Annotated in this window: 20 protein-coding genes; 18 read left to right on the top strand and 2 right to left on the bottom strand. The window is 60.6% G+C overall.

The window, feature by feature from the left end:
- Nucleotides 1–71: 71 nt before the first annotated feature.
- The 7 genes from CXY70_RS05400 to CXY70_RS05370 are packed head-to-tail and all read left to right on the top strand — an operon-like array spanning nucleotide 72 to nucleotide 7,244.
- Nucleotides 72–1,055, top strand: coding sequence for a thiamine pyrophosphate-dependent dehydrogenase E1 component subunit alpha (locus CXY70_RS05400; RefSeq protein WP_198417896.1), 984 nt, complete (start codon nucleotides 72–74; stop codon nucleotides 1,053–1,055).
- Nucleotides 1,052–2,080 (top strand): alpha-ketoacid dehydrogenase subunit beta, encoded by a 1,029-nt coding sequence (locus tag CXY70_RS05395; RefSeq protein ID WP_104191353.1) that lies wholly within the window; start codon nucleotides 1,052–1,054, stop codon nucleotides 2,078–2,080. Before CXY70_RS05400 ends, CXY70_RS05395 begins: the two co-directional genes overlap by 4 nt.
- Before the next feature lie 18 nt (nucleotides 2,081–2,098).
- Nucleotides 2,099–2,341, top strand: a complete 243-nt coding sequence (locus tag CXY70_RS05390; protein ID WP_104191352.1) for a biotin/lipoyl-containing protein — start codon at nucleotides 2,099–2,101, stop codon at nucleotides 2,339–2,341.
- A 39-nt stretch (nucleotides 2,342–2,380) separates the two neighbouring features.
- The gene (locus tag CXY70_RS05385; RefSeq protein ID WP_199183377.1) at nucleotides 2,381–4,108 is read left to right on the top strand and encodes a glycerol-3-phosphate dehydrogenase/oxidase; all 1,728 of its coding nucleotides are present in this window, start codon (nucleotides 2,381–2,383) and stop codon (nucleotides 4,106–4,108) included.
- Nucleotides 4,105–5,664 carry a glycerol kinase GlpK gene (locus CXY70_RS05380; protein ID WP_104191351.1) on the top strand — a complete coding sequence of 520 codons (1,560 nt, stop codon included), beginning with the start codon at nucleotides 4,105–4,107 and terminating at the stop codon, nucleotides 5,662–5,664. Before CXY70_RS05385 ends, CXY70_RS05380 begins: the two co-directional genes overlap by 4 nt.
- A 39-nt stretch (nucleotides 5,665–5,703) precedes the next feature.
- The gene (locus CXY70_RS05375; RefSeq protein WP_104191350.1) at nucleotides 5,704–6,573 is read left to right on the top strand and encodes a class II fructose-bisphosphate aldolase; all 870 of its coding nucleotides are present in this window, start codon (nucleotides 5,704–5,706) and stop codon (nucleotides 6,571–6,573) included.
- Nucleotides 6,573–7,244 carry a 2-oxo acid dehydrogenase subunit E2 gene (locus tag CXY70_RS05370; protein ID WP_104191349.1) on the top strand — a complete coding sequence of 224 codons (672 nt, stop codon included), beginning with the start codon at nucleotides 6,573–6,575 and terminating at the stop codon, nucleotides 7,242–7,244. Before CXY70_RS05375 ends, CXY70_RS05370 begins: the two co-directional genes overlap by 1 nt.
- 54 nt (nucleotides 7,245–7,298) lie before the next feature.
- On the opposite strand, the gene CXY70_RS05365 is transcribed toward CXY70_RS05370, so the two are convergent.
- A complete protein-coding gene (locus CXY70_RS05365; protein ID WP_104191348.1) occupies nucleotides 7,299–8,264 on the bottom strand; it encodes a sugar-binding transcriptional regulator in 966 nt (321 codons plus the stop codon).
- 358 nt (nucleotides 8,265–8,622) lie between these two features.
- On the opposite strand from CXY70_RS05365, the gene CXY70_RS05360 reads away from it, so the two are divergent.
- On the top strand, nucleotides 8,623–9,222 hold the full coding sequence (locus CXY70_RS05360) for a hypothetical protein (protein WP_146066067.1): 600 nt from the start codon (nucleotides 8,623–8,625) through the stop codon (nucleotides 9,220–9,222).
- A 19-nt stretch (nucleotides 9,223–9,241) separates the two neighbouring features.
- Here CXY70_RS05360 and CXY70_RS05355 read toward each other — a convergent pair whose 3' ends face one another.
- Entirely contained in the window at nucleotides 9,242–10,189 is a 948-nt protein-coding gene (locus CXY70_RS05355; protein WP_104191346.1) for a 3-keto-5-aminohexanoate cleavage protein, read from the bottom strand.
- Nucleotides 10,190–10,387: 198 nt separating this feature from the next.
- On the opposite strand from CXY70_RS05355, the gene CXY70_RS05350 reads away from it, so the two are divergent.
- From CXY70_RS05350 to CXY70_RS05310, 10 genes are all read left to right on the top strand, one after another.
- Nucleotides 10,388–11,794: an epoxide hydrolase family protein gene (locus CXY70_RS05350; protein WP_158250917.1), complete on the top strand. Its 1,407-nt coding sequence runs from the start codon at nucleotides 10,388–10,390 to the stop codon at nucleotides 11,792–11,794.
- A gap of 176 nt (nucleotides 11,795–11,970) precedes the next feature.
- Nucleotides 11,971–13,125: a sugar ABC transporter substrate-binding protein gene (locus CXY70_RS05345; RefSeq protein ID WP_104191344.1), complete on the top strand. Its 1,155-nt coding sequence runs from the start codon at nucleotides 11,971–11,973 to the stop codon at nucleotides 13,123–13,125.
- A 94-nt stretch (nucleotides 13,126–13,219) separates the two neighbouring features.
- Complete coding sequence (locus CXY70_RS05340; RefSeq protein ID WP_104191343.1) at nucleotides 13,220–14,269, top strand: ABC transporter permease; 1,050 nt, start codon at nucleotides 13,220–13,222, stop codon at nucleotides 14,267–14,269.
- A 5-nt stretch (nucleotides 14,270–14,274) separates the two neighbouring features.
- A complete protein-coding gene (locus CXY70_RS05335) occupies nucleotides 14,275–15,801 on the top strand; it encodes a sugar ABC transporter ATP-binding protein (RefSeq protein ID WP_158250916.1) in 1,527 nt (508 codons plus the stop codon).
- The gene (locus CXY70_RS05330) at nucleotides 15,801–16,820 is read left to right on the top strand and encodes an ABC transporter permease (protein WP_104191341.1); all 1,020 of its coding nucleotides are present in this window, start codon (nucleotides 15,801–15,803) and stop codon (nucleotides 16,818–16,820) included. The genes CXY70_RS05335 and CXY70_RS05330 overlap by 1 nt, the downstream gene beginning before the upstream one ends.
- A 19-nt stretch (nucleotides 16,821–16,839) precedes the next feature.
- The gene (gene pepD, locus CXY70_RS05325; protein ID WP_104191340.1) at nucleotides 16,840–18,336 is read left to right on the top strand and encodes a beta-Ala-His dipeptidase; all 1,497 of its coding nucleotides are present in this window, start codon (nucleotides 16,840–16,842) and stop codon (nucleotides 18,334–18,336) included.
- Nucleotides 18,337–18,373: 37 nt separating this feature from the next.
- A complete protein-coding gene (locus tag CXY70_RS05320) occupies nucleotides 18,374–18,793 on the top strand; it encodes an aldo/keto reductase (protein ID WP_255412015.1) in 420 nt (139 codons plus the stop codon).
- A gap of 58 nt (nucleotides 18,794–18,851) precedes the next feature.
- Nucleotides 18,852–19,172, top strand: coding sequence for a hypothetical protein (locus CXY70_RS17520; RefSeq protein WP_146066066.1), 321 nt, complete (start codon nucleotides 18,852–18,854; stop codon nucleotides 19,170–19,172).
- Between the two features lie 187 nt (nucleotides 19,173–19,359).
- The gene (locus tag CXY70_RS05315) at nucleotides 19,360–19,926 is read left to right on the top strand and encodes an RNA polymerase sigma factor (RefSeq protein WP_104191338.1); all 567 of its coding nucleotides are present in this window, start codon (nucleotides 19,360–19,362) and stop codon (nucleotides 19,924–19,926) included.
- The gene (locus CXY70_RS05310) at nucleotides 19,913–20,521 is read left to right on the top strand and encodes a hypothetical protein (protein ID WP_104191337.1); all 609 of its coding nucleotides are present in this window, start codon (nucleotides 19,913–19,915) and stop codon (nucleotides 20,519–20,521) included. Before CXY70_RS05315 ends, CXY70_RS05310 begins: the two co-directional genes overlap by 14 nt.
- The last annotated feature ends 53 nt before the right edge of the window (nucleotides 20,522–20,574 follow it).

The following is a 20,574-nucleotide window of genomic DNA, read 5'->3' as shown; positions in this document are numbered from 1 at the left end:
AGAGTTTCATAACGCGAATGAATATTCACTCGCGAACGCAGACAAAGACGTCGAGAGAAAGGCGGTTTCCAATGGCCGAATTGGCACGCGATACCCTGCGCGAAATGCAGCTGCGAATGTTGCGAATCCGAGCGTTCGATGAGCGCGCATCCAAGATGGTGAAACGAGGCCACATTCCCGGCACCGTGCACACCAGCATCGGGCAGGAGGCGCAGGTCGTTGGCGCCACCATGGCCCTCGGCACCGGTGATTACATGAGTGGAAACCACCGCAGCCATGGGCACCCCATCGGAAAAGGCTCACCGCTCGGCCCGCTCATGGCTGAGCTCGTAGGCAAGGCAACGGGGGTCTGCAAAGGCAAGGGCGGCTCGCTGCATCTCGCTGACTTCGCTGTGGGAAGCCTCGGCGAGTCCGGCATTGTTGGGTCTTCCATCCCGATCGCCAATGGAGCAGCCCTTTCGTCGAAGGTGCTGAACAACGGAAAAGTGGCGCTCGCCTTCTTCGGTGACGGAGCAGCCAATCAGGGTGTCCTGTACGAGTCCATGAACATGGCCGGGGTGTGGGCCCTCCCGATGATCTTTTTGTGCGAGAACAACCAGTACGCTCTGAGCACTCCGGCTCACACCGTTACATCGGGCATCATCTCCGAGCGTGCCGCCGGATTCGGGATGCCCGGGATCAAAGTTGAAGAAGGGCAAGACGTTCTGGCTGTGTACGACGCGGTATCTGCAGCGGTGGCTCGGGCGCGCGCCGGCGACGGACCCACTCTCGTGGAGGTCATGACCTACCGCTATAACGAGCACTCCGAAGGGCTGAGGCTAGGCACGGACTACCGGAACGCCGATGAGCGTGAGGCCTGGCTGAGAAAAGACCCGATCGTGCTTTTCCGGCAGTATCTGGCGTCGCAGGGGTTCTCTGAAGAAGAACTTGATGGCCTGCAGGCCACTGCGCTCGCCGAGGTCGACGCAGCTGTCGCATTCTCGGACGCGAGCCCCTACCCCGATCTCTCCGTCGCTTTCGACGACCTCTACACCGACAAGGAGTCCGCAGCATGACTGTGATGAGCTATTTGGGTGCTATTGGGGCAGCCCAGCGCGAGGCGATGGACGCTGACGAGCGCGTCATTATCATCGGCGAAGACGTTGAAGCCAATGTCTATGGCACCACCGGCGGTGGCAAATCCCGCAGCGACAAGGGTGATTTTCTGCAGCGGTACGGCAAGAACCGCATTCGCAACACCCCGATCTCCGAGGAGGGCATTGTCGGCGCGGCAGCTGGTGCTGCGATGACCGGGCTGCGCCCGATAGTCGACCTCTCCTACTCCAGCTTCCTTTACATGGCTATGGATCAGTTCGTGAACCAGGTAGCAAAGAATCGGTACATGTTCGGCGGCCAGGCCTCGATGCCCGTGGTTTTTCGCTCTGCCATGTTCTACGGACTGAACACCGGGGCGCACCACTCGGACCGTCCGTATCCGATGTTCATGAACGTTCCGGGCCTCAAGATCATCGCGCCCGCCACGCCCGCAGACGCCAAGGGGCTACTCCGCTCAGCGGTCGACTCCGACGACCCGGTGCTCAGTTTCGAGGCCTGCCTCTTGTGGAGCACGAAGGAGGACGTCGATGAGAACGAGTTCTGGGTGCCGCTGGGCGTTGCCCGCACGGCGCGTGAGGGGACCGATGTCACAGTCGTAGCCATATCGAGTTCGGTGCCGGAAGCCGTGGCTGCCGCAGAAGAACTTGCGAAGGAAGGCGTGTCTGTTGAGGTCATCGACCCCCGCACGCTCGTCCCTCTCGATCGCAATGCCATTCTGCGATCAGTGGCGAAGACAGGTCGACTGATTGTGGCGGAACCTGCTCACCGTACCTGCGGTGCCGCGGCGGAAATCAGTGCGCTTGTCGCGGAAGAAATCTTTGACTCTCTCAAAGCCCCGATCATTCGTGTGACCGCACCGGACATGCAGATCCCCTTCAGCCCATCGCTGGAAAAGCAGATGTACCCGACTCGAGCCACTATCGCGGCCGCCATTCGTCGCGTGGTCGACCTGCCGGCGCTTCAGCCGGTCGCAACCGCAGTCTAATAACGAAAGAGGAATCTAATGGCTCGCATAGATGTGTTGCTTCCCCAGTGGGGAATGGGAATGAGCGAAGGGGCGATCGTGGAGTGGCTCAAGAAGGTGGGCGACCACGTCGACGAGGACGAACCACTGGCGGAGGTTGAGGCGGAGAAGGTTGAGGAAACCCTGGAGTCACCTGCTACGGGAACCCTGGTCGAGATCCTGGTTAAGGAAGGTGCCTCAGTCGAGGTCCGCACCATTCTTGCCGTGATCGAAACCGAATAAACGCGAGCTTAGACAAAAAACAACGAAGCAGGAGGAGCCATGAGCGCATCTTTGGTGAACGCGCGCGACACCCGCGCACCGTACGACCTCGTCGTCGTCGGTGCTGGTATCAACGGACTTGGCATAGCCCGCGATGCGGCTGCGCGAGGGCTGCGAACCATCGTCATCGACCAGGAAGACATTTGCAGTGGTGTCTCCGCATGGTCGGGGCGACTCATTCACGGAGGCCTGCGATACCTCGAGCACAAGGACTTCGCCCTGGTCCGCGAATCTCTGAAGGAGCGCGAGCGCCTCTTCAAGCTCGCTCCGCACCTCGTCAAGCCCGTGCCTCTGCTCATGCCCTTCTATGCTCGCAACAAGCGGCCGTCATGGTTGATCCGCCTGGGCATGATCGCCTATGACGTACTGTCCTTTGACAAGAAGCAGCCCAACCACAGCATTCTGACCAAACGCGCTGTGCTGTCCCGCTTCACTGGGATGGAGCCCGCCGGACTTTCAGGTTCGGCGGTCTTCATCGATGGGCAGGTCGAATATGCTGAGCGACTCTGCGTTGAACTCGCGGTGGCAGCCAAGAGTGACGGGGCCGACATCGTCACCCATTCGCGAGTCGACGGGCTACTCAAGTCCGGTTCTCGTGTGACCGGCGTCCAGTACATCGATTCCATCACAGGGGAGCGCCATTTCGTGAATGGGCGTGTGGTCATGAACGCCGCTGGCCCGTGGGTCGACCGCCTGCTCTCGGATTTTGAGGGAGTCAGTTCACCTCGATTCATCGGCGGCTCCAAAGGAAGCCACATTGTCGTAGCTCCCTTCCCCGGGGCGCCGCATGACGTCGTGTACTACGAGTCACAGGCGGATGGCCGTCTGGTGCTCGTCATACCGTGGATGAACAGATACCTGATCGGGTGCACCGATAACCTCTTTGACGAGGAGCCGGACTCTGCTCGCGCGGAACAGTCGGAAATCGATTATCTGCTCAACGAGGTCAACACTCTCGTGCCGGGCGCCAAGCTCACCACCGGTGATGTTCTTTACACCTACAGCGGAGTGCGACCACTGCCCTATGCGCCCGGTGTGCCCGAATGGAAGATTCCGCGCAGCCACATCATCCACGACCACGCCAAAGACGGCGTCGAAGGCCTCTTCTCCGTTATCGGGGGCAAGCTCACGACCTTCCGACAGCTGTCAGAGGACGCCGTCGACTTGGCACTTCGCAGCCTGGGCGCCAAGAAGGTGAAAACAATCACGCTGACGAGCCCACTTCCTGGTGCTCGAGTGGCAAACTATGCGGCGTTCTCGAAGGCGTTCATTGCGAACGGTGCTTTGCCACCACGAGTGGCAAAGCGCCTCCTGGCGCTGTACGGAGTGCGGGCAGCGAACATAGTGGCTCTCGTGGGTAACGACGCCAGTCTGGCCGAGATTGTCGATGAGAAGTCGGGGGCTTTGGCCGCTGAAGTGGTTTTTGCAATCAATGAGGAATTTGCGCGTACTCTCACAGACGTCATGGCGAGACGACTTCTGCTGGCGTTTGAACCGGATCACGGAATCGAAGGCGCCGAGCGGATCGCGACGATCATCGCGGCCATCAGCGGCTGGGACGAAAATCGCATCCAGAATGAACTCGACGGCTACGTTGAGTGGCTCGGTCACCTGGCAGTCCCCGGCCGGCCCACTGCGCAAATTCCGGGTCGCGCGACATCCGCTGAACGCGAAAATGGGTTGACCGTCGGCGGCGCCGGCCTCCAGGGCGGCCGGGCAGACTCGTGACCGGCCGCTATGTTCTCGCGCTCGACGAAGGGTCGAGCAGCGCGAGGGCGGTACTCGTCGATGCGGACGGACGCATCGTCGCCGAGGCATCAAATCCGATCACGCCCCTTTTCCCGAACCACGGCTGGGTCGAGCTTGACCCGGCCCAGCTGTGGAGTGCGATGCGGGCAGCGATCGACGAGGTAATGGACCGGACGGGGCTGACGGCACGTGATATCGCAACGGTCGGGGTGACAACTCACCGCGAGACCTGTCTGATCTGGAACCGATCCACCTTTGTACCCGTGCACAACGCGATCATGTGGTCTTCACACCAGACCGATGAGATCGTACAACGCTGGTCAGACATGGGGCTCGACGCTGAGATCCGCATGCGCACCGGGCTTCGGAACGACTCGTTTTTCTCGGCCCCCAAGCTGGCATGGTTCATCGAAAACGTCCCGGGGCTCAAAGCGCTTGCAGGTACGGGCGCCTACGCTGCCGGAACAGTCGACACCTGGCTTGTTTGGAACCTCACCGGTGGGCGCGCGCATGTCACCGATGCGACATCGGCGTCGCGAACGGCGCTGCTCAACATCGACGATCTCGAGTGGGACGACCGCCTCTGCGAGGTATACGGAATCCCGCAGGAGCTACTCCCCGAGGTGCGGTCTTCCAGTTCACTCTTCGGCTACCTTGACCCCAGCATTCTTCCCGGCGGCGTCGGCCACCCCGTACCGATCCACGCGGTCGTCGCCGATCAACAGGCCGGTCTGTTTGGGCAGGGATGTTTCGACGAGGGATCAGTCAAGAACACGTTTGGAACTGCTGGCGTGCTCGTCGCTAACGTGGGGAGCAGCCCACTGCTCCTGGCCGGAATGACCACCAGCGTGGCGATGAACATTCCGGGGCTGACCAGCTACGAAGTCGAAGGGGTGGTATTCCACAGCGGGCAGACGCTGCATTGGCTGCGTGACAAGATGCGGGCAGTTGGATCTATAGCGGAGATGGAGCGCATTGCCGAACGGGTCACAGACACGCAGGGCGTCTACTTCGTTCCCGCGTTCGCTGGCCTCTGCGATCCTTACTGGGACAAAGATGTCCGGGCATCAATTTTTGGTTTGACTCTCGACACGGGCATCGATCAAATCGTTCGCGCAGCGCTTGAAGCCATGGCATATCAGACGCGGGACAATCTTGACGCGTTGCGCGCCGGCGGTATGAACGTGACGTCGCTGAAGGTAGATGGAAAAGCAGTCTGCAACAACTTCCTGTGCCAGTTCCAGGCAGACATCCTCGGCTTGCCGGTCGTTCGACCGGAGGGCCTCGAACGCACCGCACTCGGAGTCGCCTACATCGCCGGGGCAGAAATAGGTCTGTGGAACGCGCAAGATCTCGTGCGCGAGACGTGGCGTGTGGAGCGAGTATTCGAGCCTCGCATGAGTAGCGAACGCCGCGACCAGCTTTATGGCGGTTGGCAGGCGGCTGTGCGATCGGCGCGCATGATGCCGCCGGCACCGCCTCATCCGACGAATGGAACGGTCCTAGGCTCCATCCCAATACTGGCCGCACACTGACGTGCCAGTCCAACAACTGAACCAATTGAAAGGATCATGATGACCCCGAATACAGCCGAAAACTACGTTGCCCGCGCCCGCGCAGGCGGCTACGCGGTAGGTGGTTTCAATATGCACAACCCTGAGACCACACAAGCGCTGATCGCAGCGTCCATTCGCTCTCAATCACCAGTGTTCCTGCAAGTTGGACGAGCGATCGTTCCGCACATGGGCCTCGAAGCCGCGTACCGCATGACCCGTCGTGAACTCGACGGCACAGAAGCGGATGCGGTCATCCACCTGGACCACGGTACATACGGCGAGGTTTTCGAAGCCCTGCGCCTCGGATTCGACTCGATCATGTTCGACGGCTCGCACTTGCCGTTTGAAGAAAACCTGAAAACGACCCGCTACGTCGTTCAGGTCGCACATTCATTCGGCGTTCCGGTGGAAGCGGAACTGGGCAGCATTCCCGATGCGTCCAATGGGATCGACTGGTCAGCGCACTACACCAATGTCGACGAAGCCGAACGTTTTGTCGCGGAAACCGGCGTTGACTTCCTGGCGATCTCGGCCGGTGTGATGCACGGCATCAGCTCCGGGGACCCTTTACCCCTGGACATCGAACGCATCCAGCATATTCGTGACGTCACGGGCGTTCCCCTTGTACTGCACGGAGCGTCGGGCGTGCCAGCGTCGGATATCAGCGCCGCGATCGCGGCTGGTGTGCATAAGTTGAACGCCGATACAGATCTCCGCCATGCCTTCCGACGCGGTATCGAAGAGACCTGGGCCAAGGGTGACCGTCAGTTCGAAGACGCTATGTCCGAAGGAAAGCGCCAGATGATCGAAGCGACGATCGCCAAGATGCGTGAGTACGGGTGTGCCGGTGCGTCGACGGCCACCGTTTTGACCGAAGCGCGGGCGTGATGACGCAACCATTGGAACTTGACGAGGGCCAGCGCACCGAGCTGAAGGGGATGCGTCGCACCGCGGCGCGACGCATGGTCGTGGCGTGGGAAGCGCCTGTGTTCCACCTCACGGTGGAAGTCGACATGACGGAGGCATCGCGTGCCAAGGAAGTCGTGTCGGGAGCGACAGTGACTGACGTGCTCGTTCGCGCGACCGCGCATGCTCTGACCAGCGTGCCGGAGGTGAACGTCCACGTCGATGGCGAAGCGGTGGTGTCTTTTCAACGAGCTCACGTTGGAATAGCGGTTGCCACGGAGAAGGGTTTGACAGTACCGATCATTCACAACGCTGATCAGTTGGATCTCGAAGAGATCGCCCTGCGCAGGCGCGACATTGTCGGCCGTGCCCGTACCGGGGGACTGGGGCGCGAGGACATCACCGGAGGAACGTTTACGATTTCGAATCTCGGCATGCTCGGTGTGACACGCTTCGACGCCATCGTGAATGCCCCCCAGGCTGCGATCCTGGCGGTGGGAGCCACGATCCGCCGAAATGTCTGGACCGAGGACGGCGGGGCGTGGCGCCCCATCGCGGAATTGACATTGACGTCGGATCACCGCGCTTTGGACGGAGCCGTTGCGGCCCGGTTCCTTGCGGCGTTGAAATCGGAGCTGGAGGCGCCGCTCTAACAGCGCGCAGGCGGTGGCGGATGCTCGTTTGCGCGGGCAACCGCCACCTGCAGATCACTCGCGCAGGAGGCGCTCCGCGGTTTCCATATCCGTGACCAGGGTGTCGATCCAGTTGCCACGAAGGGCTGCGCGCACAGCCTCGTATTTCGACCTTCCACCAGCGACGGCAAATCGTCCGCCCTTGGCCGGAAGCTGGGCCAGGGTCACACCGATCACTAGGGAGTCGAGCTCGCTGACGATCGGGATTCCCTCCGCATCGATGAACCTGAGGTTGATCTGTCCCACGGCGCCCAGCGACTTCGCCATTTCGAATTGCTCTACTGTGAAAAAGTTGCCACCCGGCTCCAACGGCGCATCGATGTTGCAGGTGCCAATACCGACCAGAGCGACGTCCAGCTCGTCCAACGCTGCGATTGCTTCGCGGGTGTGCACGTCGTAGCTAATCATGGCTTCACGCATTTCCGCGGACGACAGAACCCCGGGAGCGCGGATGAACAGGGGCGTCCCCCCGATCAGGTCGGCAAAGCGCTGCGTGGATCGGGTGGAATCATGCTGGAGCTGTGGGGGGCCGACGTCTCCGAGCATTTCGACGATGCGAGTAGCGGTGGATCTCTTTTTCGACGGTTCGAGAGTAGACACGAGTGACCGCAGCGACCGGCTCCAGGAAGTGAAGCCAATGGTTTTCCCCGATAGTTGCATCGCCGAGAGGATCAATGCGGCAGCCTCGCCGAGGTCGCGATTGATGCCGGCCTCGTCGTTGGGATCCAGCGCCTCCACGACATGAGCCTGGGACAACCCGTAGCGCTTCTGAAGATCTTCTTCGATTTCCGCGTGCAGGCCCTCGGGGATCACGACAATCGTTCGCACAATTTTCGCCTGTTCTGCGGCTTGCAGCAGCCGGGAAACGCGGGCTTGCGATATGCCCAGGCTCGACGCAATCTCGACCTGACGGATGCCGTGGGTGTAATACATACGCGCCACCTTCGTCATGAAGCGGCGCGGTTCGGGAACAGCAGCCACGATTCTTCCTCTCCCTAGGTCGCTCAAGTGTATCAAGATTCGTCAATTGCAAGAATATCCATTTGGATCTAAACTACGGCCTTGGGTTAGTTCAAATCCCCGGGCAAGGAGATTGACGGATGGCGATCCCACGACGTGCCCACACAAATCTCGTTTGCACGCCATGACGGGGGCGAAACAACAGCTGCCCACTGGCCTGCCGGAATTATCACTGGGCCGGGTCGGAACCACGGCCCAGGACGACATCGATGAAAGCTTGCGTCTGCTTCGCGAGATGCAAGAGGATGTCAAGCCTCAAGCTCGGATCAGGGCGTATCGACCGGTTCCAACCGTGGCATTCAGTCGCCGCGAAAGTTTGATGCCCGAATTTGCTGGCGCGTCGGCAGCTGCTCGTAGGCTCGGCTTCGACCCGGTGATTCGCCTCGCGGGGGGACGGGCGGTGGCGTACGACCAAACGTGCCTCGTCATCGACCTCATGGCACCCCTGGCTCTCTTCGACAATCACATTGCGGCTTTCGATGCTGGCGCCGCCTGTTTTCGGGACGTGCTGAGCGATCTGGGCATCGACGCCCGAGTGGGTCCAGTGCCTGGAGAATATTGCGCAGGAGCCCACAGCGTAAATGCACGGGGACAGGTGAAAATCGTGGGACTTGCTCAGCGCGCCATGCGCCGGTCCAGGCTTCTCACGGCTTGCATCGTGCTGGAAACACCCGACCGACTTCGTCCGGTCGTGGACGCGGTCTACAGCGCCATGAAACTTGATTGGTCACGAGAAAGCCTGGGAAGTGTTCGCGACGAAGGCGTGCAAGGTTCACTCGACGAAGTGGTGCACGAGCTCGTAACCGGGCTTCAACAACGACACGCGGCCTGGGCGCTGCCACAAAAGACCATCGTTGACGGCGTGCTGGCGCGAGTAGCCCGTATCCGGGCAGATAGCCCGGCCGCATCCTCTCCATAGGTTGGGTGACGGGCGCAGGTTACCGGATGTTGTAGAGCGCTCTAGCCTCGTCAGGTGTCGCTATGGGGCGACCCACCTCTCGCGCGATCTCCTGGGCTTGCTGAAGTAGCTCAAGGTTCGTGGGGTTGCGGGCCGGGTCATAGAACAACTCCAACCCAGTCTTGATGTGGCCCCCAAGTTCGATCGCCCTGCGGAGGATCGAGGTGTCGTCGAGTGCCCCCTGGCCCCAGATAGAGATGTACCACGGGTGCTTCACCTTTGCTTCCTCAATCATCCAGAGGTAGTAGTACAAGCTCTCAAGACTCGGCTTCATGCCGTTCGTCCCGATGGGATCCTTAGCGGTGAGGCCATAGTCTCCGATGAGGTAGAAATCCCACATAGAGCCGGGCGTGGAAAGCCCGTTGTTGACATAGTGCATGGCGTGGCGAAGGTGCCCTGGCTCATAGACGCCGAAGACCATCGGTGAGCCGTAATCACGCAGCATCTTGATTTGGCTGCCAACGCGCTCGTAATTGAATCCGAATTCGGGGCCAATGAGGTAGCCCTCGGCGTCCGTTTCTGTAGCAAAAAGCGTGAGTCCGGTATCGACACAGGCGATCCGAACGTTTGCCTTTTCGATAAGGAAGGGAACGTGCTGCAGCCCGTTCTCGTCGCCTTTGAGGCGAAGGTTATTACAGGTGGTGGGATACCAGGTAATGTCCGGGTGCTTCCGCAATACCTGGTCCCAGGTGCGCATGTAGTCCTTGAATGCGTCTTCGCCCATGAGATCGAAACTGGTGTTGTGGGCGTGGATCGCGCCGGCTCCCGCCTCCCAACAACGGATCGCGTCTTCCGCGATCTCGTCATAGGAAATCGGGGTGTTCGGGTTCATTTCTTTCGTGCGAATCCCATTGATGTGCGACTCAATGATGACCGGGTAATCCCAGTGTGGCTTCATATCTGCGTACTTGTCGAGGCCAGTGCCCATGGTTCACTTCTCCTTCTCGTAATGGCTGCATTCGCAGCGATCAACTCATTCGGCGAAACCGGACCACGACATTCGGACCCTGCGCGCAGACTATAGCGCAGCTTCCGTAGCGCAACGTGAACCGGCACGCCACCTGAACAGCGTCGGATGCCCGGGCGATATCAAAGCTTTTCCCGGATTACTATTTTTGGCACCGGCGTGAACGGCACAGATTCAGCGATGAGAGTCAATGAGCCGCTGCGCGGGAAGTCTTCTGAGCTCGCGCGATTCGTTGACACGCATCCCTATCTGGGATATAACATGAATATACACTCAGGTACTGAATATAAAGTTCTACCTGTGTGCGACACGGAACAAGGAGGTTCTACATTGTCGAATTCGTTCGATGTTCGTCCGTACGAGATCCGCATCCCCGACGCAGATCTTGACGACATGATGGAGCGGCTGAAGCGGACCCGATTTCCTCAAGACTTCGCAAACGAGGATTGGCGCTACGGCTACAACACTGAGTATCACCGTACGCTCATCGACTACTGGATCAACGAGTATGACTGGCGCGATGTGGAGCGCCGTATGAACGAGCTGCCACACTTCAAGGTCGACCTGATGGGCGTTCCCCTACACTTCATCCACGTGCGCGGCAAGGGATCGAATCCAAAGCCGCTGCTTCTGCACCACGGCTGGCCCTGGACTTTCTGGGACGTCCGCAAAATTATCGAGCCTCTGACCGATCCGGTGAAATTCGGCGGCCAGGAATCCGATTCGTTTGACGTGGTTCTGATCTCCCTGCCCGGCTACGGGTTCTCCTCACCACTGGCTGAGACGGGCTGGAATTTCTGGAAAACCGCCGATCTCGAGAACGTCCTCATGACGCAGGCCCTCGGTTACGACCGTTACGCCACCGCAGGGGGCGACTGGGGAGCGCTGATCGCCCAACAGCACGGTCACAAGTATGAAACAGACGTCATCGGCGTTTACACGCACTTTCCCGCCCAGATGTCGCACTACCTAGCGGAACACCCCGACCAGCCCGATGGCGTCGAGTACGACGCTGCCTTGGGACTGCCGGCGGCGAGCGAATACTCCGCTGAAGAAGACGGGTGGTTTGATCGCGGCAAGTTGTTCGTTGAGAATGAAAGCGGCTACGGCGAGCTCCAATTGACGAAGCCACAGACACTCGCGGCTCTCGTCACCGACTCACCGGCCGCCCAACTGGCCTGGATCACCGAAAAGCGGTACTTCTGGGGACTCGCGGAACGTGGCAGTGGCACCAAAGCATTCGAGAACGTCTGGCCCAAGGAAGATCTGGTCACGACCGCCGCGGTGTACTTCCTCACGGGCACGGGCGGGACGTCAGCCCGCTACTACTGGGAGTGCCGCGGAAATCCCTGGACGCCGAGTCATAACCGCTTCCCGGTCGTCGGGGTGCCGACGGCGGTCTCGATCTACCCGGGAGAGATTTACAAGCCTCCGAAGACCTGGACGGAAAAGTATTTCAACCTCAAGCAGTACCGGGTTCACAGCAGTGGTGGCCACTTTGCTCCCCTGGAGGAACCGGAGGTCTACGTCAAAGACGTTCAGGATTTCTTTCGATCCTTGAGCTGAAGCACGACCTTCGGTGCCGAATCGTAACGAATCGGTCACGAGTGGGCTATCCGGGGAAATCCTCGTGCGTACGTGCGTATGATTCCCCTATCACTCACAGTGAATCAAAAATGAGTCACTGAATAAAAATGCAACCGACCTAAATTCAAGCCTTACCCACCATCAAGGAGTCAACGATGTCTCTTAAAAACAAACGTGGCGCGCTCCGCCTTGCCGCATTCGCGGCTGTCGCTGCGCTCGCGCTCGCCGGGTGCACGTCGACCGCGGGGGGAACCGCCGCTGGCTCCTCCGGGCCGATTGCAAAGGAGGACCTAGTCCTCGTTGCATCCGTCATCAACACCACCAACCCCTACTTCATCGCCAACATTGAGGGAGCGAAGGCACTTTCCAAAAAGCTCGACATTCCGCTGGAGATCATCGACTCCCAGGGCTCGTCGCAGACTGAAATCTCGAAGATCCAGGCAATTTTGGCTCAGGGCAAAAAGGTCGTGATGTTCGTCAACACCGTAGCGAGCTCGGACACCCCGACGATCGTGGACGCTGTGAAGCGTGCCGGTGGCTACGTATCGATCTGGTGGAACAAGCCGGACAACTTCGAGCCTTGGGACTCGGGCGATAATTTCGTAGCCTTCCAGAAGCACCCCGGCGTCGACTCGGGCCGCTGCAACGCAAAGGCGATCGGTGATGCGCTCGGCGGCAAGGGCAACGTCATCATGTTCCCTGGCGTCCAGGACAGCACGACGAGCCAGACGCGTGTCGCGGGCTTTGAGGCTGAAATGCGTGAAAACTACCCCGGGATCAAGATTCTCGAGAACCAGCCGTCAAACTGGGACCCGCAGCTCGCCAACCAGAATGCAAAAGATCTGATCGCGAAGTACGGGGATCAAATCAATGGCGTGTGGAGTGCCGATGACGGCATGCAGCTTGGCGCGATCCAGGCCTTCGACGACGCAGGTCTGCTGGACAAGGTGAAGTTCGCTTCCGATGGCCTGTATCCCGACACGGTGGCCATGATGAAAGAGGGCTACGGCAACAACGCCATCGTCGGGGAAACCTTCCACCGTGGCTACATGGCTTCCGCCATTGGTCTGTACACGGCTTACCTGGCGGCTACGGGAGAAATCGTCCCGTCTGAACTGCCGAAGGAAAAGCGTACGAGCTTCTTTGATATCAAGTGTGTAACGCCCGACACCCTCGATGACTACCTGAAGTACGACAGCCCCACCGCTGCAGCTGATTTCGTCGACCAGCTTGTCGAGAATGGCCCGTGGGACACTGAGCCGGCCACCCTCACCGGCGGCGGTGGACCCGAAGTAATGCCCAAGCCGTAACATCACGGCTATTGGATCCGGCCCTCGTCTGATCGACGAGGGCCGGATCAGGCACATCACCATTATGTGATCGGTATCTGCGAGGAGAGTTCTCATGGTTAACAAAGTCTTGTCGGAACAGGGCGCGGGCGGGATAACCACCACCGCGATCAGAATCCGCGAGTCCGGTATCGAGCGTCGCGCTCGTTTCCGAAGTCTCGCCGAGCCATTGAGCTTACTCGTGGCTCTCGCCGTCCTTATCGGTGTTTTTTCCCTACTCAATGAACGTTTTCTGACCGCATCCAACGTTCAAAACATACTGACGCAGTCCGCTATTCCCTTGATCGTTGCCGTGGGAGCGACCTTGGTCATCCTTCTTGGATCCATCGACTTGTCCGTCGAGGGAGTCATGGGGGCAACCGGAATGACCTGGATCCTCCTCAGTGCCAACTCGCGCGGAGGAGTGGACCTTGGGCCATGGGCTTGGGTTATCGCGCTCGGCGTGGCCCTCCTGCTCGGAGTCGCCAGCGGCCTCATTTTCACCGCACTGAAAGTTCCCTCATTCATCGTCACTCTGGGGATGTGGTACGTCGGCCTGGGAATCGCCACCATGCTCTATGGAACCGACCTTCTCCCTCGTCTTGAGGACGAGGGGCTGAAAGGCTGGACCTCGCGAATTAGTTTGGGGCTTCCCAACTCCTTCTGGGTGGCGCTGCTCGTCATTGGCCTCGGCATACTCGTTCTACGCAGCACTCGGATCGGCCGCGTGACCCTCGCGATTGGAAACAGCGAGACGATCGTTCGCTCGGCGGGCCTCCCCGCTTTCCGTGTCAAGGTCGCCGTCTTTGCCATCGCCGCCGTGCTGAGTGGCCTCGGCGGTATCCTCGCCACTGTTCAACTCGACATCGGGTCGCCCACTGTCGGCTCCGGAGTGCTTTTCATCGTCATCCCCGCAGTTGTCATCGGAGGAACTCACCTCAGCGGCGGAAAAGGAGGGATCCTGCGCACAGTATTGGGCGTATTCCTCCTGACGATCCTCAACAACGGACTCATTCTCTCCGGTGTTGAGTCGAGCTATCAGTCGGCCGTTACCGGCGCGATACTGGTCGCAGCCATTGTGTTCGCCGCGTGGTCGCAGCGCGACAGATTGCGGGTGGCAAAGTGAGCGACGTGACCGCACCTCCTGCAGTACTTCACCTCGACGGTGTCTCCAAGAGCTTTGGATCTAATCGTGCCGTTCGGGGCGTGTCCCTGAGTATCCAATCCGGTCAGGTCATTGGACTCATCGGCGAGAACGGCGCGGGCAAGTCCACGCTGCTGAAGATCCTCTCGGGCAACTATCGCCACGACGAAGGAACAATCGCGGTAAACGGGCAGGCAGTCCAGTTCCGCGGACCAGCCGATGCCCTGCGCGCGGGGATCGGGGTCGTTCACCAAGAGCAATCACTATTCACGAACCTCACTATTGCCGAGAACATTGAGGTCAACACCCCGATCGGCCGGGGCGGTGTCAATCGACTCGGGCTGTACAACTGGCGGCGCCTCTACGCGGACGCGGCAAAGGCCCTCGACCTCATCGGATCGCACCTGGATCCCAAGACGCGAGTCAGCGATCTATCGTTCGTTGATCGGCAGATGGTTGAGATCGCACGGGCGATCCGGGTGAGTGCCGCCAGTCACACGACTCCTCTCGTGATCCTCGACGAACCGACAGCGATTTTGGAGAGGACGGAGACCGCGATCCTGGAGAGGGAAATCTCCAAGCTTCGCGACATCGGCTCGGTGATCTTCGTCTCGCACCGACTCGACGAGGTTATGCGCATTTGCGATCGCGTCGTCGTCATGCGCGATGGTGAATTGATCGCCGACCGCCCCGTCGATGACGTGACCGAAGACGAGCTATTCCGCCTCATGGTCGGTCGTGAGACTCACGCCGCCCTTCGAAGTCGGCGCGGTATTGAGCCGGAGAGCAGTCCAATCATCTCGACCCACGACCTCAGTCGGGCGGGCGAATATACAGATGTGTCGATCAATGCCTACCCCGGCCGTGTCCTGGCCATTCTGGGTACCAGCGGCTCAGGCCGCGAGTCCGTGGCGCGAGCGATATTTGGGGCCGAAGGCTTCGATTCCGGATCATTCTCGATTGCGGGCTACTCCGGGCGCCACCTGTCCATCAAGAAGGCCGTTGCCCTCGGTGTGGGCTACGTCCCCGCAGAACGCAAGACTGAGGGAATGGTGGGGGAAATGCCGGCCGATCAGAACATCACGCTCACGCATCCCGGCTCTGCAGCTCTCGGGCCGTTTGAGCTCCCCCATCGCAGAAGGTCTCTGGCACGCATGTGGTTTGAGAAGCTGGACATCCGACCTCGCGAGCCGGAACATATGCTGCAGGACTTTTCTGGTGGCAACCAGCAGAAGGTCGTTCTCGCCAAGTGGTTGAACTCGACGCACCTGAAGGCGCTTGTACTGGACCACCCGCTCCGAGGCCTTGATCCAGGTGCGGCCGAAACAGTCAATGCGCAAATCCGGTCGGCATGCGATGACGGGGCCGCGATCATCCTCATTCCCGACACGATCGACGAAGCATTGAACATCGCCGACGACATCGTCGTGATGCGAGACGGTCGGATCTCAGGCGTCTTCGATCTTGGGCACGACAATCCCGCCACCCTGGACCTGCTCGAAAGGATGCTCTGATGTCCAAGATTGACAACGAGACGACTAAGACTGCCGTCCCCGTCCCCGTTCCCGCGCGCGCTAAGTTGCCGTCCGTGAAGCGCATCGGAGGCTGGCATGCCATTGGCCCGATCGTCATCTTCCTCGCGATACTCCTTGTCGTTGCGCTCCTCACGCCAGCTTTCATCGGGGGAGGAGGATTAGCGATAATCGCGTCGTCGTCGGCCCCTATTCTCCTGCTGGCCCTCGGGCAGGCAATGGTGCTCAACATCGGGTCGATCGACCTGTCGAATGCCGCGATTGGCCTGTTGGGTGCAATCCTGCTTGCGCTCACGCTCGGGCCCGTAGCGGGTCTGTCGCCGCTGATCGTTCTCCTTGCCACCACGGCTTTCGGAGCCGTGAACGGTTTGATCCTCGCCTATGCGCAGGTACCGTCCTTTGCGCTGACACTCGGCACGCTGGGAATCTTTCAGGCCGTCGCGCTCGTGGCCAGCGGCCGCACGACCGTGTATGTCTCCAGCAACGGGGAGGGCGTTCACTCTTTGTATGAAAGCGGAATCGCGAATGTGCCGATGACGTTCTGGATGGGCGTGCTCCTTGCGGTCGCTCTCTGGGTACTTCTGCGCTACACCCGCGTAGGCCGAGGGATGACGGCCATCGGGAAGAACGAGTCTGCCGCGATCTTCTCTGCGGTCCGAACTCGCTCGCTTAAGGTGCTGGCCTTCGCTCTCTCTGGGTTCGCCGCCGGACTTGCCGGCATCGCGATCATCGCGCAGGCGGGTTCTGCGTCGCCCACGGGCCTCGGCAGCGACCTTCTGCTTCCCGCTATCGCCGCAGCCCTGATCGGAGGCACGTCAATCTCTGGGGGTGTAGTCAACCCGCTCACAGTAATTTTCGGAGCGCTGACCGTTGCCCTCGTTCCTATCGCGACGACCGCCGTCGGCATCGACGCTCAAGCTCAAAGTTTGGTCTACGGTGCGGTCATCATCGGAGTTGTTGCCCTTACGATGTCCCGCAACAAATCAAGCATTGTCAAGTAACAAACGAGAGGGATAACACATGTCTGCAGTGGACGTCCTGGAAGCAACCAACTCTGGCGTGCTCAGAGACCTCGAACCCCGCGAGGTTTTCCGATTCTTCGAAGTGCTCACCAGCATCCCGAGAGGGTCAGGGAACGAGGAACAGGTCGCCACTTGGGTCGTGGATTTCGCGCGGTCCCGTGGACTTGAGGCGACCAAGGACGAACTGCACTGCGTTCTCGTGCGTAAGCCCGGACAGGGAGGCCTCGAGAAGGCAGCGCCCCTGATCCTGCACGGCCACCTGGATATGGTCTGCGAAAAAGCCGAAGGGATCGAATTCGACTTCGTGAACCAACCGCTGAACCTCGTCGTCGACGGCGAGTACATCTCGGCGACGGGAACGTCTCTGGGGGCGGACAACGGAATCGGAGTGTCGTACATTCTCGCGCTGCTGGATTCGAAGGATATTCCTCATCCGCCGCTGGAGGCAGTACTTACAGCCATGGAAGAGAAAGGAAAGGTAGGTGCCGGACAGTTCAACGTTGCGCAACTTGCTGGGCGCCGCATGATTGACTTCAACTGGATAACCGACGAAGAGATCCTCGCGGGGTGCAGCGGGGACGTGACGTTCACTGTCGATGTCCCGGGCGAGTTCGAATTGGTACCGGAGGCCTTGACCCGGGCTCGCTCGCTGGAGGTGCGCGGGCTCAATGGTGGTCACTGCGAATTCGACATTCAGCTGGAACGGGCGAACGCTCTGCAGGTGCTGGCCCGCGCGGTGCACAGGCTGGCGGGCGCGCATGAGTTGCGCATTGCCAACCCTTTCGGAGGCGCTCAAAATAGTGCGATCCCGGCCGATGCATCCGCTGTCATAGTTTTCAATGACACGGACACGGATTCGATCGAGGCGCTCATCGCCGAGCTGGACGGAGAGCTCAAGAGAGAGTACGAGGTTTCTGACCCCGCCATTCGTGTCGAGCTGAAGGCTGCAATACGTCCCAATGTTGCATTTTCACGCGCCGCCGGGCTTCGCCTTTTATCCGTTTTGCGCCTCATTCCTCATGGGGTGGTGAGCTGGAATCTGCACGTCCCCGGCCGCGTAGAGACGTCAAACAATGTCGGAACGTTGCGGCCGACTTCTGAAGGTGCGCGCGTGATGTCGACGGTCACGTCGGCCCTCACCTCGCGGAAACACGAGTTGATCGAGCGAGTACAGGCGCTCGTCGCCCTAGCCGGCGGTGGGGTCGTGTGCGAACTTTACGGCCTCGACGCTCCGGAGTTCCCGTATCGTCCGGAATCCCAACTCCTGGCTACGGCCTCCGGGGCCTACCGCGACGTGCTCGGCAAGGAGCCCAACGTCGAGGTATCGCAGTGTTCTCTTGAGCTCGGTATGTTCAGCAGGAGGGTGCCTGTCGGCGATATTATCTCGATCGGCACCGAGCTTCAGGCGCTGCATTCCTCCGCGGAGAGGGTGAATCACAAGTCCGTGGAACGTGTCTGGCCGCTGATCAAAACGGTCCTATCGCGACTGGGATAGGCGCGGGCGGTCCTGGCAACGAGGTCGCGGACCCTCCCTGCCTAATGCAGAGAGAACGCGTGAGTCGATGTCGCGTATCGCGCCGGCCTGGTTGAACGCACAACCGGCAGTCAGCTCGGTAATCATCGGCGCACGCACCTCCGGCCAGCTTGCCGACAACCTCGGCAGCGTCGACGTTGCGCTTTCCATCGAGGACATTGCGACGCTCGACACCGCAAGCGACCCCGAGCCTTCGGCTTGGCCTTACGGCGCAGCGGGGCGCGAGCAGCGCTTTCGCGTGCTCGACTGGGTGCAGAAGCGCGCGATTCTTCAGTTTGTTGAGTCGTCGGGCCACTGCGCTCGTCGAAATCGGTCATCAGGGACGCTTGCTGTCCGTCGTCGGCTGGCGAGGAACCCACGTGCGTGGGGAGTTTTTATCAATTTCATGACATTTGTGGATGACGAAACGTCTTACTGATAACCGGGTGACGCCCGCGGAAACTAATTCGCACCTATTGAATGCATGGAGAGCCGTAATGACAGCTACCACTCAAAGTACTGAAAAGTCGGTCGGAGTACGGCCGGTCGAAAGCGCCCACTACGAAGGGGATCCAGCGTTGAATCTTTACCAGGACCGGTGCGCAGTGGAAGATCTGGAAATCCGCAATCTGTCCGATCACGAGTGGCGTGTGGGGGATGGGCGATGCCACGAGGGATCGCCAGCGAAGGTGCTGGGTTACATCGAGAAATGTGGTTCTGCTTTTGAAGTTCTGAACCTGAAAAAGCCACGACAGGTTTTCGTATTCGATCGTTTCGAAGCTGCGGTCGCGTCGCTAGCAGTAGTCTCCCCGAACTAGATTTGGTACACGGCGCTGCGGCCATTTCCCCGCGGGCGTTGCGGACCGCGCCGGGCAGGGGCAACGGGAAGGGGATCTGATCTCACACTGCCGGGCCACGGGCAGGACGCTGACCGGGTAGAACGGTGCGGAAGAATCTCGCATGAAATCCGCGCGCCCCTGCCGGACATGCCTCAATATGAGAGTTGTGATCGACACAGAGCGCGAAAAGCGGATGCGCGACCTCGTCCTGCTCGTCGGCGACCCTGTTCGCCGCTACCTGCACCGCCGCACCGACACTGCGACGGCCGATGACGTGATCGGCGACACCCTGCTGGTGTGCTGGCGCCGCCTTGACGAGGTGCCCGACGATGCCCTCCCGTGGGCGATCGTCGTCGCGCGACAGTGCCTCAGCAATGCCCGACGTGCCGAGCGTCGTCGCATCCGCCTCATTGGCCGCATCATCGCCATCGACCCGCCGCCGGTCGTTGCACACGAGAACGCCGCAACATCCACCGTCGATGCCACCGCCGAGGCGGCCCGTGTGACCACCGCCCTGGCCGGCCTGCGTCGAAACGACGCCGAAATCCTGCGGCTGTGGGCGTGGGACGCGTTGACGAGCCCGCAGATTGCCGTTGTGCTCGGCATCAGCGCGAACGCAGCGGCGATCCGCTTGCACCGTGCGAAGGCGCGCCTTAAGCAGGAGTTACTGAAATCCGGCACCCCGACCGGACATGTAACTCTCGACGAAGGGAGCGAAGATGCACGACGATGACCGTGCGCTGCGCGAGCAGCTGCGTGGCGCCGATCCGGCCCGCGCGCTGCTCCCCGCCTCGCCGACGTGGCTCGACCACAGAATGGAGCAGATCATGACCGACCAGTCCCTGACCACCACGACCGTCACCCCCGAGGGGCCGCGACGCACCTTTCGGCGGTGGATGCCGGTGGTCGGCGTCGCCGCGGGCCTCGCCATCGCGGCGGCAATCGTCGCGCCCCTCGTTCTCGGTGGCGCGGAACCCACCGTCGAGGCGCTGCAGCCGCCCATGGGCGGAGACCTCGCGAGCGGCAGCTGCCTCGCGCTCGAGCCGGCGACCGTATCGGCGCAGGAGCAGGCGTTCGCCGCGACGGTACTGCAAATCCGTGGCGGCATCGCGATGTTGGAGGTTACGGAGCGCTTCGCCGGCGACGTCGCCGACCGCGTGGAGGTGGCGCAGGTGGATGCGATGACCTCCGACTTCTCGGGCGTGCCCTTCGAGGTCGGCCAGAGCTACCTCGTCGGCGCAGTCGATGGAACGATGACCGGTTGCGGCGTCACCGGGGCCGACAGCGCCGAGCTACGCGCGGTCTACGATGCCGCGTTCCCTGGCTGATCCACGCGAGCGCGCGCGGGTCCGTATTGAGCGCCTGATCATCCGCACTCCGC

It is taken from the genome of Cryobacterium sp. Y82 (genome assembly GCF_002929495.1).
GTDB classification, from domain to species: Bacteria; Actinomycetota; Actinomycetes; order Actinomycetales; family Microbacteriaceae; genus Cryobacterium; species Cryobacterium serini.
This window is presented reverse-complemented; position numbering and strand designations above follow the sequence as displayed.